At 72.2% G+C, this 16,368-nt stretch carries 15 protein-coding genes; 8 read left to right on the top strand and 7 right to left on the bottom strand.

The features are described from left to right. Positions 1–84 precede the first annotated feature (84 nt). The 3 genes from FZC61_RS05170 (at position 85) to FZC61_RS23615 (ending at position 3,350) form a co-directional block, all read left to right on the top strand. On the top strand, positions 85–270 hold the full coding sequence (locus tag FZC61_RS05170; protein ID WP_148613061.1) for a hypothetical protein: 186 nt from the start codon (positions 85–87) through the stop codon (positions 268–270). 107 nt (positions 271–377) lie between these two features. Beyond that, a complete protein-coding gene (locus FZC61_RS05165) occupies positions 378–1,448 on the top strand; it encodes a hypothetical protein (protein ID WP_148613060.1) in 1,071 nt (356 codons plus the stop codon). A 165-nt stretch (positions 1,449–1,613) separates the two neighbouring features. Further along, positions 1,614–3,350, top strand: coding sequence for a hypothetical protein (locus FZC61_RS23615; protein WP_246142539.1), 1,737 nt, complete (start codon positions 1,614–1,616; stop codon positions 3,348–3,350). Positions 3,351–3,366: 16 nt separating this feature from the next. On the opposite strand, the gene FZC61_RS05155 is transcribed toward FZC61_RS23615, so the two are convergent. Then, positions 3,367–4,026, bottom strand: a complete 660-nt coding sequence (locus tag FZC61_RS05155; RefSeq protein WP_148613059.1) for a sulfotransferase family protein — start codon at positions 4,024–4,026, stop codon at positions 3,367–3,369. Positions 4,027–4,101: 75 nt separating this feature from the next. Between FZC61_RS05155 and FZC61_RS05150 the strand changes: the two genes are divergently transcribed. Beyond that, a complete protein-coding gene (locus tag FZC61_RS05150; RefSeq protein ID WP_246142538.1) occupies positions 4,102–5,436 on the top strand; it encodes a CehA/McbA family metallohydrolase in 1,335 nt (444 codons plus the stop codon). A gap of 85 nt (positions 5,437–5,521) precedes the next feature. On the opposite strand, the gene FZC61_RS05145 is transcribed toward FZC61_RS05150, so the two are convergent. Genes FZC61_RS05145 through FZC61_RS05130 form a run of 4 tightly spaced genes read right to left on the bottom strand, consistent with a single transcriptional unit; the run spans position 5,522 to position 9,304 of the window. Continuing rightward, positions 5,522–6,685 carry an acetyl-CoA C-acetyltransferase gene (locus FZC61_RS05145; RefSeq protein WP_148613058.1) on the bottom strand — a complete coding sequence of 388 codons (1,164 nt, stop codon included), beginning with the start codon at positions 6,683–6,685 and terminating at the stop codon, positions 5,522–5,524. A gap of 1 nt (position 6,686) precedes the next feature. Further along, a complete protein-coding gene (locus FZC61_RS05140) occupies positions 6,687–7,286 on the bottom strand; it encodes a TetR/AcrR family transcriptional regulator (protein ID WP_148613057.1) in 600 nt (199 codons plus the stop codon). Further along, on the bottom strand, positions 7,286–8,089 hold the full coding sequence (locus tag FZC61_RS05135) for an SDR family oxidoreductase (protein ID WP_148613056.1): 804 nt from the start codon (positions 8,087–8,089) through the stop codon (positions 7,286–7,288). The genes FZC61_RS05140 and FZC61_RS05135 overlap by 1 nt, the downstream gene beginning before the upstream one ends. Continuing rightward, on the bottom strand, positions 8,090–9,304 hold the full coding sequence (locus FZC61_RS05130; RefSeq protein WP_148613055.1) for an acyl-CoA dehydrogenase family protein: 1,215 nt from the start codon (positions 9,302–9,304) through the stop codon (positions 8,090–8,092). Between the two features lie 21 nt (positions 9,305–9,325). Here FZC61_RS05130 and FZC61_RS05125 point away from each other — a divergent pair, with 21 nt between their 5' ends. The 4 genes from FZC61_RS05125 to FZC61_RS05110 are packed head-to-tail and all read left to right on the top strand — an operon-like array spanning position 9,326 to position 13,895. Beyond that, positions 9,326–10,846 (top strand): FadD3 family acyl-CoA ligase, encoded by a 1,521-nt coding sequence (locus FZC61_RS05125; RefSeq protein ID WP_148613054.1) that lies wholly within the window; start codon positions 9,326–9,328, stop codon positions 10,844–10,846. Between the two features lie 3 nt (positions 10,847–10,849). Then, positions 10,850–12,010 carry an acyl-CoA dehydrogenase family protein gene (locus tag FZC61_RS05120; protein ID WP_148613053.1) on the top strand — a complete coding sequence of 387 codons (1,161 nt, stop codon included), beginning with the start codon at positions 10,850–10,852 and terminating at the stop codon, positions 12,008–12,010. Beyond that, a complete protein-coding gene (locus FZC61_RS05115) occupies positions 12,007–12,894 on the top strand; it encodes an acyl-CoA dehydrogenase family protein (RefSeq protein WP_148613052.1) in 888 nt (295 codons plus the stop codon). The genes FZC61_RS05120 and FZC61_RS05115 overlap by 4 nt, the downstream gene beginning before the upstream one ends. Then, entirely contained in the window at positions 12,894–13,895 is a 1,002-nt protein-coding gene (locus FZC61_RS05110) for an acyl-CoA dehydrogenase family protein (protein WP_148613051.1), read from the top strand. The genes FZC61_RS05115 and FZC61_RS05110 overlap by 1 nt, the downstream gene beginning before the upstream one ends. Here FZC61_RS05110 and FZC61_RS05105 read toward each other — a convergent pair. Both FZC61_RS05105 and FZC61_RS05100 read right to left on the bottom strand, forming a co-directional pair. Beyond that, the gene (locus FZC61_RS05105; RefSeq protein WP_211357099.1) at positions 13,892–14,164 is read right to left on the bottom strand and encodes a hypothetical protein; all 273 of its coding nucleotides are present in this window, start codon (positions 14,162–14,164) and stop codon (positions 13,892–13,894) included. The two genes, FZC61_RS05110 and FZC61_RS05105, sit on opposite strands and share 4 nt — an antisense overlap. A gap of 261 nt (positions 14,165–14,425) precedes the next feature. Beyond that, on the bottom strand, positions 14,426–15,763 hold the full coding sequence (locus FZC61_RS05100; RefSeq protein WP_148613050.1) for an HNH endonuclease: 1,338 nt from the start codon (positions 15,761–15,763) through the stop codon (positions 14,426–14,428). Positions 15,764–16,368: the final 605 nt, after the last annotated feature.

Here is a 16,368-nt window from a genome sequence, read left to right as displayed (position 1 = left end):
GCCAGCCCAGGGGGTGACTGCCTCGCGCGTGGGGGGCTCGCCACTCGCCGGTGCCGCCGCCCGACGGTGCCGCATACTCCTCGCATGAAGGACCAGGCCGCCCGGGACGACAAGACGCTGGTGATCGCGACGACACTGCTCCCCGTCAGCCTGGCGGGCCTCGTCGTCGTCATGGCCTTCTCCGCCGCCGGGCCCGTTGCCGGGTTCGTCCTGCTCGCCGCGCTGCTCGTCCTTCGCACCCTGGTGCTCCGCCGGTCCTCCGCATCGTGAAGGTGCTTGATCAGGTCGTGCGGGACCGGATCGCTCCGGTCCTCGTCCCCGCGGGCTTCCGGCGAAGGGGCCGCCGGTTCGTCCACGAAGGACCTCGGGGACAGATCGTGATCACGGCACGATCGTTCTCGTTGGGTAGGCACGACGCGGAGTTCGACATCGAGGTGCTGGTGTCGCCCGCCGTCCACCTCCGGTTCTGCAGGTGGCGCGACGGCTCCGACGACGACGGATTCCTGCTGCAGTGCACGATCGCTCCCGATCGACGTCCGGGCGACTACGTCCGCTCCTGGGGGCTCGACGTCGACGACGAGGTCGCCGGCGCACGCCTCAGCCACAGGATCGCCGACGGACTGTCCACCATCTTCTCGATGCTCGATCCGGACGTCCTGCTGGCCGCTCTGGAAGGTTCCGCTCTCCCCTACGTGGGGCCGACGCACGTCTCCTTCAGCATGGGAAAGCGCATCGTGAAGGTCCTTCTCATGTCCACCCACGGCCGCTCGCGCGACCTCGACGCGGAGTTGCGGGCGCTCGAAGAGGTGGACCCGGACCACCCCGCCCTCGAGCTGATCAGCGATGTCGTCACCTTCATCAGATCAGACGGGGAGGCGTCCACCGTGGACGGTGCTCTCGCAACACATGATCTCGGTCGGTCGGTGAACGTCGAGCCGTCTGCCACCATCGTTGTCGCGGCTGTGGACGACACGGCTGATGTGACCTGGATCGGGGAGCCCACCGATGTCGTCATGCGTCGCGCGTCCGGCCGTCGCTGGCTCGTCGCCACCTTCGACCATGACGTGTTCTGGCAGCATCACGCCGTGCTCGAGCGCCTCGTCGAGCAGACCGAACGCCCTGTCATCCTCGGCCAGACCATCACGGGCGAGTTCCTCGGCTTCGTCGGCCTCTGCCCAGACGGCCGTCGATGGAGTGGGGCTGTGGACCCGGAGGCGGCCGCACGCTTGCGTGAGGACGGACTGGCGGACGGCTACGACGACGTGATTCCCGTGTACGCCCCCGCTGATGACGCTGCCGCGGGAGCCACGAAATGGGCCAGCACCGCCGGCATCGAGCCGGACCCCGCCCGTCTCCGTGTCCTGTTCTCGCCCCGCGAGCTGGACCGCCCGGCCTACCTCCATCTCGACGCCTTCCTGGAGGCCGTAGGTCTGGCAGGACCCGGGTGACGGGTCATCGCCACGACACGGCGCGGATGTCAGCCCCGTCTTCGCAGCCCCGACAGTGGCTGCGGTACCGCCATGCGAAGCTCGAACGAGAAGGGCGTGATCCCTCTCCACTGCCCGGCCTCAACCGCCCGAGAACTGTCGGTGGTCGCGTCTAGGGTCGAAGACATGACCGGCACCCAGACCCTCCTCGACCCGGCCCTGGCCGCGGTCGCGCAGGCCCGGGACTGGAAGCGTCAATCTGAGGTCGCCGAGCTGGTCGCGGTCCTCGACTGGACAGGCGCCCACCAGGTCGGCGATGCGCTGGTCGCGACCCCGGGGCTGCGGCTGGGTGGGGTCGGGTGCCCGGTCATCAGCGAGTTCGACACCTGGGACCTGTCCGCCGTGCTGGGCCAGTCCGCTGACTCCTGCACCACCTACGTCGGCAACGCGTTGGAGCTGAGGCACCGCCTGCCCCGGCTGTGGCAACGCGTCCTCGACCTGCAGGTTCCGGTGTGGCGGGCGTTCCGGATCACTGCCCGCACCCAGTGCCTACCCCAGGCCGGTGCGGCTGACGTCGACCGGGCCCTGGCCCACTGCGCCCACGCCGTCACCCTGGGCCAGGTCGACCGCACCATCGCCGTCGCCCTGGCCACCCACAACCCGGCCGCAGCCGAGGACCGGCGCAAGCGCGCCGACGAAGCCCGCTGCTTCGACATCGACCTCACCGACAACCCGATCCTGCTCGGCGGGACCGTCGAGGTCCACGGCGTCCTCGACCTCGCCGACGCCCTCGACCTCGACGCCGCCATCACCGCGACCGCCACCCAGCTCGCCGACCTCGGCAACAACGACCCGCTGGACGTACGCCGCGCCGCAGCCGCCGGCGAGATCGCCCGCGGCCAGCTCGCCCTCGACCTCCACCCCGACACCGGCACCAGCGCCGGGACTGGCCCCGGGCGCGGGGTCACGCTCTACGCCCACGTCGACGGCAGCGACGTCGCGACCGTCAACGGCACCCCGGTCCTGGTCGACCAGCTCATCACCTGGTGCACCCGGCCCGGGGTCAAGGTCACCATCAAACCCGTGGTCGACCTCAACGCCGACCTGACCACCGACGGCTACGTGCCCGACGCCCGGCTGGCCGAACAGGTCGACCTGCGCGACCGACGCTGCGTGTTCCCGTTCTGCACCCGCCACCGCACCGACCGCGACCACATAGAGCCCTACGACCACGACACCGATGACGACGACGGGGATGATGACGCGGGGATGACGACGCCGGCGACCTCGAAGCCGACGCACAAACCCGCTCCAGAAACCTCGCCCGCCTGTGCCGCGGACACCACCGCGCCAAGACCTTCAGCCTGTGGACCTACGACTCACCAGCCCCCGGCGTCTACCTGTGGCGCAGCCCCGCCGGCGCGACCTACCTCGTCGACCGCACCACCGAACCCTGACCACCCCGCCCCGACACCCCGCCCACCCGGGCGGGGCCACCGGCGTGTCGGGGGTCACGGCCGTAGGACCGTCCGGCCCTGGGGACCCAGGACGGGACCGCCCTACCCTGGAGGCATGACCCAGGAACCGGTGCCGCGCCGGGCCAAGCACCTCATCGACCCGTCCGTCCCCCGTCAGCGCGCGACCCCGGAGGACGTCGCTCGCCTGGAGCGGGTGCAGCGCACGGTCATGTCGGTGCTGGTCGGCACCACGATCTTCCACCTCTCCGTCGGGCTCGTGATCGCCGCGGTGCTCATCGACGACTCCGAGCGGGTCGCCCAGGTCGGGTTGTGCCTGTTGGGTGGGGCCTTCGGGGTCGTGGCGATCGCCGCGGCGTTCGCCATCCACCGCCGGTCGTTCGCGAGCCCGTGGCTGCTGCTCGGGTTCGTGCCGACCGTCGTAGGACTGGTCTTGATCCTCGGCTGAACCCGGCGAGGGGTCCTCAGCCCTCGAGCCCGGCCGGCCGGTAGCCGAAGGGCGGTGCCCACCAGCCGTCGTCGGCCAACTGGTCGAGCACGTCGTACTCGGGGGCGAACCAGGCGCGCAGCTCGTCCTTCAACGCGTCGGGCAGGTCGACGGGCTGCCGGGCCGAGGCCCGGTTGCGGCGCGGCACCTCGACCGGCGCTCCGACACGCTCGGCGAACCACGCCGTCCACACCTCGGGCCGGTCGACGGCGAAGATGCGGTCGATCCGGGCGCCGCGGTCGACGTCGCCCGCGACGAACTTCGCCGGGCGCCCCTTGATGCCGGTCGCGTCCTTGTCGTCGAGGAACAGCCGGGCGAACTCGGCGAAGGTCAGGTCGCCGGTGAACCGCTCGGCCTTGTGGTCACGCACGTCGGGCCGCTGCCGGTAGCGCCACCACGACTCGAGCCACGACACCGGGTCGCGGAAGAGCGCGACGACCTCGTAGGCGTCCCGCTCGAACCCCAGCCTGCGGATCCTGGGCACCGTGTGGCGGTGGAAGTTCAGCACGTTCTGGTGCTTGGCCGGGGCCTTGCCCGGCACCGGCTCGTGGTAGCCCGCGAGGGCCTCGTCGAGCGAGGTCGAGGCGACCTTGGGCACCGAGAGCAGCACGAAGCCGTGCGACGGTGCGATGATCACCCACCCAGCCTAGGGGCCACCGGACCAACCTTTCGCGTTCACCTCCCTGTCGCGCGGACGTGGTGGGATCGGGGCGTGTGCGATGACCTCACCCACGCCCATCCGGAGCCTCCCGCGGGCCTGTCGCGTCGTGCGGTAGCCGCGGCCGGACCCGGTCTGCTCATCGCCGGAGCCCTCGGGCCGGTCGTCGGCGCGATCGCCCCGGGGGTCGGTTACGGCGCCACCACCGCGCCGCGGGCCGGCGCCAGCCGGACCTCACGGATCAGCCGCGGCACGAGGTTGGTGCACGCCGACCTGCACAACCACACCCTGCTCTCCGACGGCGACGGCGACCCCGCCCTGGCGTTCGCCTCGATGCGCAGCGCCGGTCTCGACGTGGCCGCGCTCACCGACCACGCGACGCTCTCCGACAACGTGCTGGGCGAGGTGCTCGACGGGCTGCTGCCCCCGGAGTACAAGCAGGTCGCCGGCATCACGCCGTCCGACTTCGCCCGCACCGGTCGCCTGGCCGACGCCGCCAACCGCGACGGCCGGTTCACCGCGATCCGTGGCTTCGAGTGGTCCGAGCCGCTGCTGGGCCACGTCAACGTCTGGTTCACCGAGCACTACATCGACGTCGTGCAGGCCGGGGTGATGCAGCCACTGCTCGACTGGCTGCGACGCGAGCCGGGCCTGGTGCTCGACGGCGGAGCGGGTGGACTGGCCGGCTTCAACCACCCCGGCCGCGAGCCGGGACGCTTCCAGGAGTTCACCTACGACGCCCGCGTCCACGACCGCGTGGTGTCGCTCGAGCTGTTCAACCGCGGCGACGACTACCTCTTCGAGGGCTACGCCGACGGGCTCACCTCGCCGCTGGTCGCCTGCCTCGGCGCCGGCTGGCGCACCGGCATCGCCGGCGTCACCGACGAGCACGGCACCGACTGGGGCTTCCCCGAGGGCAAGGGCCGCACCGGCCTGTGGGTCAAGGAGCACAACCGCCGCGGCGTCAAGGAGGCCATGCGGGCCCGCCGGTTCTTCGCCACCCGTACGTCGGGGCTGCGCGTCGACGCTGTCGCCCGCTCGGCGACGTCCGGGCACCACGCGCGGATGGGCTCACCGCTGCGCCACGACCGGGGCCGGGTGGAGATCCGCCTCGACGTCGCCCGCGACCGGGCCTGGCGCGGGCGCCGGCTGGAGGTGCAGGTGCTGCGGCCCGGGCCGGACGTGCCGCGGGTCATGGAGGTCGAGGAGCTCCGTGTCGGCGACGTCCTCGACCTCCGGATGGCGATGAAGCGCGGCGGCGACGACTGGTTCGTGCTGCGCATCGCCGACCCCACCCAGCGCAACGCGACCCCTGGACCCGAGGGACACCCGGCCAACAACTTCGCGATCGCCTACACCAGCCCGATCTGGCTGACCCCAGCCACCTAGGTCCCGACACCACCCCGATAGTCGTGGACCTTCTGCACAGGTGCGGAACGTCCACGACTATCCGCGGTGGTGGTGCCGCCGAGGTCTACAGGCGCTCGATGATGGTGACGTTGGCCTGGCCGCCGCCCTCGCACATGGTCTGCAGGGCGTAGCGGCCGCCGGTGCGCTCGAGCTCGTTGAGCATCGTGGTCATCAGGCGGGTACCGGTGGCGCCGATGGGGTGACCGAGCGCGATGCCGCCGCCGTTGACGTTGACCTTCTCGTGCGGCACGTCGAGCTCCTTCATCCAGGCCAGGACGACGGAGGCGAAGGCCTCGTTGCACTCGAAGAGGTCGATGTCGTCGACCGACAGCCCGGTCCTCTCCAGCGCGTGACGCGTGGCGCGGATCGGTCCGGTGAGCATCCAGACCGGGTCGTCGCCGCGCACCGAGAGGTGGTGGACGCGGGCGCGCGGGGTCAGGCCGTGCGCGGCGACCGCGGCCTCGGAGGCGATGAGCATCGCGGTCGAGGCGTCGCAGATCTGCGACGACACCGCGGCGGTGATGCGCCCGCCCGGCGCGAGCGGCTGCAGGCCGGCCATCTTCTCCAGCGACGTCTCGCGCGGGCACTGGTCGGTGTCGAACACGGTGCCGTCGGGCAGCGTCACCGGCTCGATCTCGTTGGTGAAGCGACCCTCGGCGATGGCGGCGCGGGCGCGGTCGTGGGAGGCCAGGGCGAAGGCCTCCATGTCCTCGCGCGAGATGTCCCACTTCTCGGCGATCATCTCGGCGCTGCCGAACTGCGAGACCTCGACGTCGCCGAAGCGGGCCAGCCAGCCCGGCGACTCGGCGAACGGCGTGGTGAAGCCGTACTGCTGGCCCACGAGCATCGCGGCGGAGATCGGGATGGCGCTCATGTTCTGCACGCCGCCCGCGACGACGAGGTCCTGGGTGCCGGACAGCACGCCCTGGGCCGCGAAGTGCACGGCCTGCTGCGACGAGCCGCACTGGCGGTCGATGGTCACGCCCGGCACGTGGTCGGGCAGCCCCGCGACCAGCCATGCGGTGCGGGCGACGTCGCCGGCCTGCGAGCCGATGGTGTCGCAGCAGCCGAGGATGACGTCGTCGACGGCACCGGGGTCCACGCCCGTACGACGCACCAGCGCAGCGATCGAGTGGGCGGCGAGGTCGGCGGAGTGGACGCCGGCCAGCGCGCCCCCGCGCTTGCCGACCGGGGTGCGGACGGCGTCGACGATGTAGGCCTCGGGCATGTCAGGTGTCCTTTGCGATTCCGTCGAGGAGGATGGTCAGGTACTGGCGGGCGATGACGTCGTGGGTGAGCTTGCCTCCGGGGCGGTACCACCCGACCGCGACCCAGACGGTGTCGCGGATGAAGCGGTAGGTGAGCTCGACGTCGAGGTCGGTGCGCAGCGCACCGGTGGCCACGCCGTCGCGGAGCAGGGTGATCCAGACCGACCGCGACTGGGCGTTGCGCTCGGCGAGGTAGGCGAAGCGCTCGAAGTCGCCGAGGTAGGCCGCCTCGTTCTGGAAGATCGCCACCTCGTGAGGGTGCTGGTCGATCGCGGCGAACGACACCTCGACGGCCCGTTCGAGCCTGCTGCGGGCGTCGTCGTCGGAGCGCAGGATGGCGTCGTACTGGCCGAAGAGCTCGTCCTGGAAGGTTCGCAGGATCTCGTCGACCATCGACTCCTTGGAGTCGAAGTGGTGGTAGAGGCTGCCCGACAGGATGCCGGCGGCGTCGGCGATGTCGCGCACGGTGGTGTTGCGGAAGCCCTTCTGGGCGAAAAGGCCCGCGGCGATCGCGAGCAGCTCCTCGCGCCGCGTGGGGCCGGCATCCGGCTGGGCGCTCATCACGCCTGCTGGCTGCTGACGGCGACGACCTCGCCGGTCATGTAGGACGCGTAGTCGCTGGCCAGCATGATCATCACGTTGGCCACCTCCCACGGCTCGGCCGCCCGCCCGAAGGCCTCGCGCTGCTTGAGCTCGGCGAGCAGCTCGTCGCTGGTCACCTTGGCCAGGAACGGGTGCATCGCCAGGCTCGGGCTGACCGCGTTGACGCGGATGCCGTGCGGGGCCAGGTCGATCGCCGCGCACCGGGTGAGCGCCATGACGCCGGCCTTGGCGGCGGCGTAGTGGGCCTGGCCCTCCTGGGCCCGCCAGCCGATGACCGAGGCGTTGTTGACGATGACGCCCCGCTTGCCCGAGGCGACGAACCGCTGACCGGCGGCCCGCACGCAGCGGAAGGTGCCGGTGAGGGTGATGTCGAGGACCTTGAGCCACTGCTCGTCGGTCATCTCCAGCACCGAGGCGGTGCCGCCCAGGCCGGCGTTGTTGACCATGACGTCGACGCCGCCGAGCTCGTCGGCCACGTCGAGGAGCGCCGCGACCTGGCTCTCGTCGGTCACGTCGCAGACCAGCTGGCGCACGCGCTCGGCGCCGAACTCCGCGGCCAGCGCCTCCTCGGCCTCGGCCAGGCGGCGCGCGTGGGTGTCGGAGAAGACGACGGCCTGGGCGCCCTCCTCGAGCGCGCGGCGTACGACGGCCGCACCGATGCCCGCGCCCGCCGCAGCGGTGACGACCACGACCTTGCCGCGCAGCAGGTCGTGGCCGGGCACGTAGTCGGGGGCGGGCTGCTCGGGTCGGTGCGTGCTCATTCAGGCGCCCTTCGGTTCGCGTGGGAGACCGAGCACCCGCTCGGCCAGGATGTTCTTCTGCACCTCGTCGCTGCCGCCGTAGATGGTGTCGGCGCGCGAGAAGAGGAAGAGCCGTTGGTGCTCGTCGAGGTCGTACGCCGCGGGGTCGGCGCCCTGGGTGAGCAGCCCGTCGGCACCGGCGACCTGCATGGCCACCTCGCCCAGGCGCCGGTGCCACCCGGCCCACACCAGCTTGAAGATCGACCCCGCACCACCACCGGCGGCGGAGTCCTCGCCGCCGGCCAGCTGCGAGAGCCCGCGCAGGCCCTGGGAGCGGATGACCGACAGCTCGACCTTGAGCGCGGCCAACCGGTCGCGCACCACGGGGTCGTCGATCGCGCCGTTGGCACGGGCCCGCTCGACGACGCCGGCGAGCTCGCGGGCGTAGTCGACGGTCTGGGCGAGGGTCGACACGCCGCGCTCGAAACCGAGCAGGCCCATCGCCACGCCCCAGCCCTGGCCCGGCGCGCCGACGACGTGGGCCGCCGCGGTGCGCGCGCCGGTGAGGAAGACCTCGTTGAACTCCGAGCCGCCGGTCAGCTGCTCGATCGGGCGGACCTCGACGCCCTCCTGGTCGAGGGGCACCAGCAGGAACGACAGGCCCTGGTGGCGCCGCGAGCCGGGCTCGCTGCGCGCGATCACGAAGACCCACTGCGAGAAGTGGGCGTTGGACGTCCACACCTTCTGACCGTCGACCACCCACTCGCCCGTGCTCTCGTCGAGGACCGCCTTGGTCTGCACGTTGGCGAGGTCGGAGCCGGCCCCCGGCTCGGAGTAGCCCTGGGCCCACAGCTCGTCGACGGCCAGGATCGGCGGGAGGAAGCGCGCCTGCTGCTCGGGGGTGCCGAAGGCCATCAGGGTCGGGCCGACGAGGGTCTCGCCGAGGTGGTTGACGCCGTGCGGTGCGTCGGCGCGCGCGTACTCCTCGTGGAAGATCACCTGCTGCCACAGGCTCAGGCCGCGACCGCCGTGCTCGGTCGGCCATCCGACGCAGGTCCAGCCGTGCGCGGCGAGGTGGCGGTTCCAGGCGAGGCGCTCGTCGATGGCCTCGTGGTCGCGCCCCGGACCCCCCAGCCCCTTGAGCCCGGCCCACTCGGCGGAGGCGAGCTGGTCCTCGAGCCAGGTGCGGATCTCGGAACGGAACGCGACGTCGTCGTCGGAGTAGGCCAGGTCCACGGGTGCTACTCTACCAAGCAAATGCTTGGTTTGCTGTCGACGCCCACGGCGCTGCCCGCCCTGCTCCGCAACGCCGCGGAGCACTTCGCCGACCACCCGGCCTACGTCGAGGGGTCGGCCCGCCTGTCCTACGCCGACCTGCTGACCCGCGTCGAGGCGGTCGCGGCGTCGTACGTCGCGCGCGGGCTCGAGCCCGGCCGCGCGGTCGGCGTGTGGGCCCCCAACAGCACGGCCTGGGCGGTGGCGGCCCTGGCCGTCACCTACGCCGGAGGCGTGCTGGTCCCGCTCAACAGCCGCTACACCGCCCACGAGGTCGCCGACGTGCTCGCGCGCACCGACGCCGCGCTCGTCGTGGTGGCCGACGGCTTCCTGGGCCGCTCGCAGGTCGCCGACCTCGCCGCGCTCGGCACGTCCGCGCAGGTGGTCGACCTGGCCGACCTCGCCCGGCCCGACGGCGGGCCGGCCAGCGACACCGACCTGGCCGAGGCCCGGCGCCGCGCCGACGCCGTCGGCCCCGACGACGTCGCCGACGTGCTCTTCACCTCCGGCACCACCGGCCGGTCCAAGGGCGCGATGAGCGCCCACCGCCAGACCATCGGCGTGGCGCGGGCCTGGGCCGAGCTGGGCGGCGTCCGCGCCGACGACCGCTACCTGGTGGTCAACCCGTTCTTCCACTCCTTCGGCTACAAGATCGGCATCGTCGTCGGGCTGCTGACCGGGTGCACGCTCTACCCCGTCGCGACCTTCGACGTCGCGGCCACGATGCGGCTGGTCCAGGACGAGCAGATCACCGTGCTGCCCGGGGCGCCGACCATTTACCAGTCGATGCTGACCGCACCCGAGCGCGCCGACCTCGACCTCTCCTCGCTGCGGCTGGCCGTCACCGGCGCCGCCGTCGTCCCGGTCGTGCTCATCGAGCGGATGCGCGCTCCGGAGCCCGAGGGGCTGGGCATCGACCAGGTCGTCACGGCGTTCGGCATGACCGAGGCCGTGGTCGTCACCATGTGCCGCGAGGGCGACCCGGCCGAGACGGTCGCGACCACCTGCGGCCGCGCCATCCCCGGCATGGAGACGCGCACCGACGAGGCGACCGGCGAGCTGCTGGTGCGCGGCGAGCACGTGATGCTCGGCTACCTCGACGACCCCGAGGCCACCGCGGCCGCGATCGACGCCGACGGCTGGCTGCACACCGGCGACGTCGGCGTCCTCGACGAGGCCGGCAACCTGCGCATCACCGACCGGCTCAAGGACATGTACATCTCTGGCGGCTTCAACGTCTACCCCGCCGAGGTCGAGCAGGTGCTGATGCGCCTGGACGGCGTCGACGACGTGGCCGTGGTCGGGGTGCCCGACGAGCGGCTCGGCGAGGTCGGCAAGGCCTTCGTGGTCGGCACCGCCACCGCCGACGACGTCGTCGCGTTCGCCCGCGAGCGGCTGGCCAACTTCAAGGTCCCGCGGTCGGTCGCCCACGTCGACGTCCTGCCGCGCAACCTGTCCGGCAAAGTTCTCAAGACCGCCCTTCGAGAAGCCCAGGAGTCCTGAACCGTGGACCTGCAGCTGTCCGAGTCCGAGCTGGCGTTCCAGGCCGAGGCGCGTGCGTGGCTGGCGGCCAACGTGCCGGCTGAGCCGCTGCCCTCGCTCGACACCCCCGAGGGGTGGGTGCTCCACCAGGAGTGGGAGGCCCGGTTGGCCGCCGCACGGTGGTCGGTCGTCTCCTGGCCGCGGGAGTACCACGGCCGCGAGGCCTCGTTGGTCGAGTGGGTGATCTTCGAGGAGGAGTACTACCGCGCCGGCGCACCGCTGCGGGTCAGCCAGAACGGCATCTTCCTGCTCGCACCGATCCTCTTCGACCACGGCACCCAGGAGCAGCAGGACCGCTTCCTGCCGAGCATGGCGACCGGCGAGCAGGTGTGGGCGCAGTGCTGGTCGGAGCCCGAGGCCGGGTCCGACCTCGCGAGCCTGCGCTCGACGGCCCGTCGTGACGACGTCCGCGGCGGCTGGGTGCTCAACGGCCAGAAGACCTGGTCGTCGCGGGCCGCGCTGGCCCACTGGGGCTTCGGCCTGTTCCGCTCCGACCCCGAGGCCCAGCGCCACGCCGGGCTGACCTACTTCCTCTTCCCGCTCGACGCCGACGGGGTCACGGTGCGGCCGATCGCCCAGCTCGACGGGGAGGCCGGTTTCGCCGAGATCTTCTTCGACGAGGTCTTCGTGCCCGACGCCGACGTGCTCGGCGGGGTCGGTGCGGGCTGGAACGTCGCCATGAGCACCGCCGGCAACGAGCGCGGCCTCTCGCTGCGCTCCCCCGGCCGGTTCTGCGCGGCTGCCGACCGGCTCGTCGACCTGTGGCGCGCGTCCGACGACGCCACGAGCCGCGCGGTCACGCAGGCGGGCGTGGTCGACGCCTGGGTCAAGGCACAGGCCTACCGCTTCTACACGTGGGGCACCGTGACCCGCCTGGCCGCCGGTGGCGACATCGGTGCGGCCGGCTCGGCCAACAAGGTGTTCTGGTCCGAGCTCGACATCGCCCTGCACGAGACGGCCCTCGACGTGCTCGGCGCCGACGCCGAGCTCGAGTCGCGCTGGCTCGACGGCTACACGTTCTCGCTCTCGGGCCCGATCTACGCCGGCACCAACGAGGTGCAGCGCAACATCGTCGCCGAGCGCATCCTCGGCCTTCCCCGCGAGCCGAAGGGGGTCCAGAAGTGAGGTTCGAGCTCACCGACGACCAGCACGACCTGGCCCGGGCCCTCGAGGGCCTCCTGGCCTCCAGCGACACCGTCGCGGTCGCCCGTGCCTGGGCCGACGACGACACCGGTCCCGGGCTCGGGCTCTGGAAGCGCGTGGCCGATCTCGGGGTCACGATGCTCGCCACGGAGGCCTCGCTGGTCGAGGTGGCGGTCGCGTTCGAGGCCTTGGGCCGCCACGCCGTGCCCGGCCCGTGGGTCGAGTCGGCGGCGTACCTCCCGGTCGCGCTGGGCCACGAGGTCGAGGGCGTCGCGACGCTGGCCCTGCCGCCCCACGTGCCCCTCGCGCTCGACGCCGACGTCGCCGACCACGTCTACGTCGGCACCACCCCCGTCGCGGCCGACGCCGTGGGCCCGCGGCACGTCTCCGTCGACCGGACCCGCCGGCTCTTCGAGGTGTCGGGCACGGGCGAGACCGACCCGGCGGCGTTCGACGCCGCCGTGCTGGCCACCTCCGCACAGCTGCTGGGGGCCGGCGAGCGGGTGCTCGCCGACGCGGTGACCTACGTCAAGCAGCGCAAGCAGTTCGGTCGCGAGATCGGCAGCTACCAGGCGATCAAGCACGCCCTCGCGGACGTGCGCATCGCCCTCGACTTCGCCCGGCCCCTGGTCTTCGCCGCCGCCCTGGGCGAGGTGTCGCCGAGCGCGGCCAAGGTCGCCTGCGCCGACGCGGCCTACCTCGCATCGCGCACCGGCCTGCAGGTGCACGGCGCGATCGGCTACACCGCCGAGTTCGACCTGAGCCTGTGGATCACCAAGATCCGCGCCCTGGTCACCGCGTGGGGCACCCCCGCCTTCCACCGCGAGCGGCTGCTGCAGGACCTCGTGGCGGGAGGGACCCGCTGATGGAGTTCGGCCTGTCCGAGGAGCAGCAGGAGCTCGTGACCACCGTCCGCGGGCTGCTGGCCAAGCGCGCCGACCCCCGCGCGGTGCGCGCGGCGATCGCGTCGGACGCCGGTCACGACGAGGCGCTGTGGCAGACGCTCGTCGAGCAGATCGGCGCGGCCGCCCTGGCGATCCCCGAGGCCTACGACGGCGCCGGCTTCTCGCTCTTCGAGTCTCTGCTGGTGCTCGAGGAGGTCGGGCGCTCCCTCGCGCCCAGCCCGCTGCTGTCCTCGCTGATCACCGCCGAGGCCCTGCTGGCCGGGGCCGACGCCGACGCCAGGGCGCGACTGCTCCCCCGCATCGCGGCCGGCGAGGTCGCCGCCTTCGTCGACGGGTCGGGCGCCGCCGTCCTCGACGGCGACCTCGCGACCGTGCTGGTCGCCGCCACCGACGCCGGGCTGGTCGAGGTCGACCCCGCCAGCGCGCGGTGTATGCGACTGGGCTCGGTCGACCAGACCCTCCGCCTGGCCCAGGTCGACCTCGACGGCGCGACCACGACGCCCATCGGCGACGCCGACGCCTCCCGTGCCGCCCGCGAGCGGGCCACGCTCGTCGGCACCGTCGGAGCGGCCGCGCTGGCCACCGGCGTCGCCGCCCGCGGGCTCGAGATGACCGTGGCCTACAGCAAGACGCGCGTGCAGTTCGGGCGACCGATCGGGTCGTTCCAGGCGCTCAAGCACCGGATGGCCGACATGCTCGTGCGGGTCGAGATGGCGCGCTCGGCGTCGTGGGCGGCGTCGTACGCCGTGTCCTCGCGTCACGACGACCAGGGCGAGCTGGCCCACGTGGCCGGGTCCTACTGCGGCGAGGCCGCGGCCCACGTGGCCGGTGAGACGGTCCAGCTCCACGGCGGGATCGCCATCACCTGGGAGCACGACGCCCACCTGGTGTTCAAGCGCGCCCACGCGGTCGGCCAGCTCTTCGGCCAGCCGCACCAGCACCGGGCGCTGGTCGAGCTCTAACGCTTGATCGCGCAGGACGCGGCGCGCCCACGCGTCGCGATCAGCCCCATCACCCAGCAGGTCGGGCAGCCGCGCCACAGCACGACGGTCAGCGGCAGCAGCAGCAGCCACCAGCCCGACTGGGAGGCCAACGCGATGCCGGTGACCAGCGCGACGAGGCCCAGCAGGCCACGGACCAGGTGGACGGCCACCGAGCGGCTCGCGAACATCAGGAACGTCGGGTCCACCTCGGGCTCCGGACGGAGCGGGCGGACAGGGGCCTGGGTCACGTCGCGATCCTAGCCACCAGGGGGTCGGCGCAGCGTCGTCGCGCGCGGTGTGACCAAGACGACAGGCGATGTTGCCCGGTTGTAGCCGTTTCGAGTCGTCGCCGGACACGTGCGCTTCCTAGGGTGGGGCCATGACTCTCGACGACGCCCAGAACCGCACCGACGCCGCCGACACCACCGAGACCGTCGAGGCCGACGGCGACAGCTACCCCACCGGGATGCTCGCGAGCCCCACCCGCACCCGGCTCTGACCCTGCTTCGTCAGGCGGCGAGGGCCGCGCGGAACCGTTGCTCGCCTGCTGACGCCGCCGTTGTCGTGCTCGCCCGCGCCGGTCGCGGCGGAGACGGCGCGATGGACACGTGGCGGTGCCCGGTGGGCGTGACGGTGTCGACCCGGTGGCGGCCGCTGGGGTCGTCGACGACGACCTGCTGCCAGCCGGTGGCCTGCTTGGCGTAGTCGCAGGCCTCGCACAGTCCTTGGGTGTTGGCCTCCGTGGTCGGCCCGCCCGCGGCGGCGGACCGGACGTGGTCGTCGTGACGGATGGGCGCGTCGCACCAAGGGGTGCGGCAGATCCCTTGGTCACGGATGCGGAGGAACGTCGACAACCCGTCGGTGGTCAGCCGCTGGTTGGTGGCCATGGCGACCAGCCGGCCGGACGGGTCGGCGTAGAACCGCCGGACCCACGCGGCGCCGACGTCGACCGCGTGGGCGACCAGGTGCCGCGCGATCTCAGCAGGTATGTCGCCGTGACCGGGGACCAGCGCCGGATCGGTGCCTCCGCCGAGCAGGGTGGTGTCGGACAGCACGAGGTCGACCTGCACGGCGACGTCGTCGGCTGCGGTCTGACCGGTGACGCGCTCGACGAGCACGTCGGCCATCACCTGGCTGCGGGTGCGACCGAGCGGGTCGCCGGCGCCGACGACCTGGTCGGCGGCCTTCTTGAGCGCGGCGTACATGGCGACGCCCTGCACGAGCGGGACCAGCGCGGAGAAGTAGACCATCCCGTCCGGAGCGGGACGGGTGGACACGTGGCGGTCACCGACCGCTCGTCGGTTGCGCCGCACCGCGGCCGCGGGGTCGAGCTGCTGCGCGGCACGGCGTGCCATCCCGGCGAGCCGGCGGGTGCCGACCCCGTCGAGGGTGCGGGGGTCGGCGCACAGCTGCTCGTCGACCGCCGAGCGCAGGTCGGAGGCGAGGCCCGAGGTCTCGGTGACGATCAGCTGGGCGCGGTACTCGCTCAGGCGCCCCTCGCGCATCGCCGCCAGGGTGTGGGGCAGCTCGGCGACGAGGTCCTTGGCCATCCCGAGCAGCACCTGTCCGCGGTGGGGCGACTCCCGACGCGCCAACGCGACCTCGTGGGTGACGCCCCGACCCTGTCGCTCGGCGCGCTCGCCGGCCGCCGACCGCTGGGACCTCCGCGACGCGTCGAGGTCGACCGCCAGCTCGGCCTGCAACGCGCACGCCGCAGCCTTGAGCTCCTCCAACGCGCGCAACGTCTCGACGCGCCGCTGGTCGGCCTCGAGCGTGCGGTCGACGTCGCGGTCGTTCGCGAGCAGGTGTCGACGGAAGTCGTCGATGGTGCTGCTCGGCGTGGTCATGACAACATTGTAGTCGATGATGTGTTCGATTACTAGTCGAATCCGAAGGGTTCTCGTGCGCTCCTCGGGTTCGCAGCAGATCCCGAGACCGCCCGATCATGCCGAGAGTCGGGCGGAGTTCTGTACCGGCTGTTGACGACCTGAGCTCGGCGATACCGTCCCGGAGTGACAGAGAGACGGAACGGCATTGTTCTCGACGAGGACGGCCCCTGGACTGCGGCCTGCTATCTCCTCAGCGACTCCGAGTTCGCCGGGACACAGCACGGCGTCTACAACCAGGGAACCTTGTGTGGGCTCGCAGCGAGTGCAGTGGTGGTCGTGCGAAATCCGTTCCACGGCGACGGGAGTCGAGACTGCGAGGATTGTGCCAAACGGCTATCTGAACTTGCGGAGGGGAAGTAACGCACCGTCCGACCATGCCGCACAGCGGGCTCCGCCCGACCATGCCGCAACCGGTGCACTCGTGCCGACGGTCTAACGCCACTGCGGCTGTGCTCCAATCGTGCTTGTGAGTGATGGGGCGCTGGTGCCGCGAAACCTCAGTCTTGTTCGACGGGCTAACACCGCACGCCTGCTCGTGGCCTTCTTCGTACTGGTGGGCTGCG

Origin of the sequence: Nocardioides rubriscoriae, from assembly GCF_008087085.1 — a bacterium.
Lineage (GTDB): Bacteria > Actinomycetota > Actinomycetes > Propionibacteriales > Nocardioidaceae > Nocardioides > Nocardioides rubriscoriae.
The sequence above is the reverse complement of the archived record's forward strand: the minus strand, read 5'-3'. Positions and strand labels throughout refer to the sequence as shown.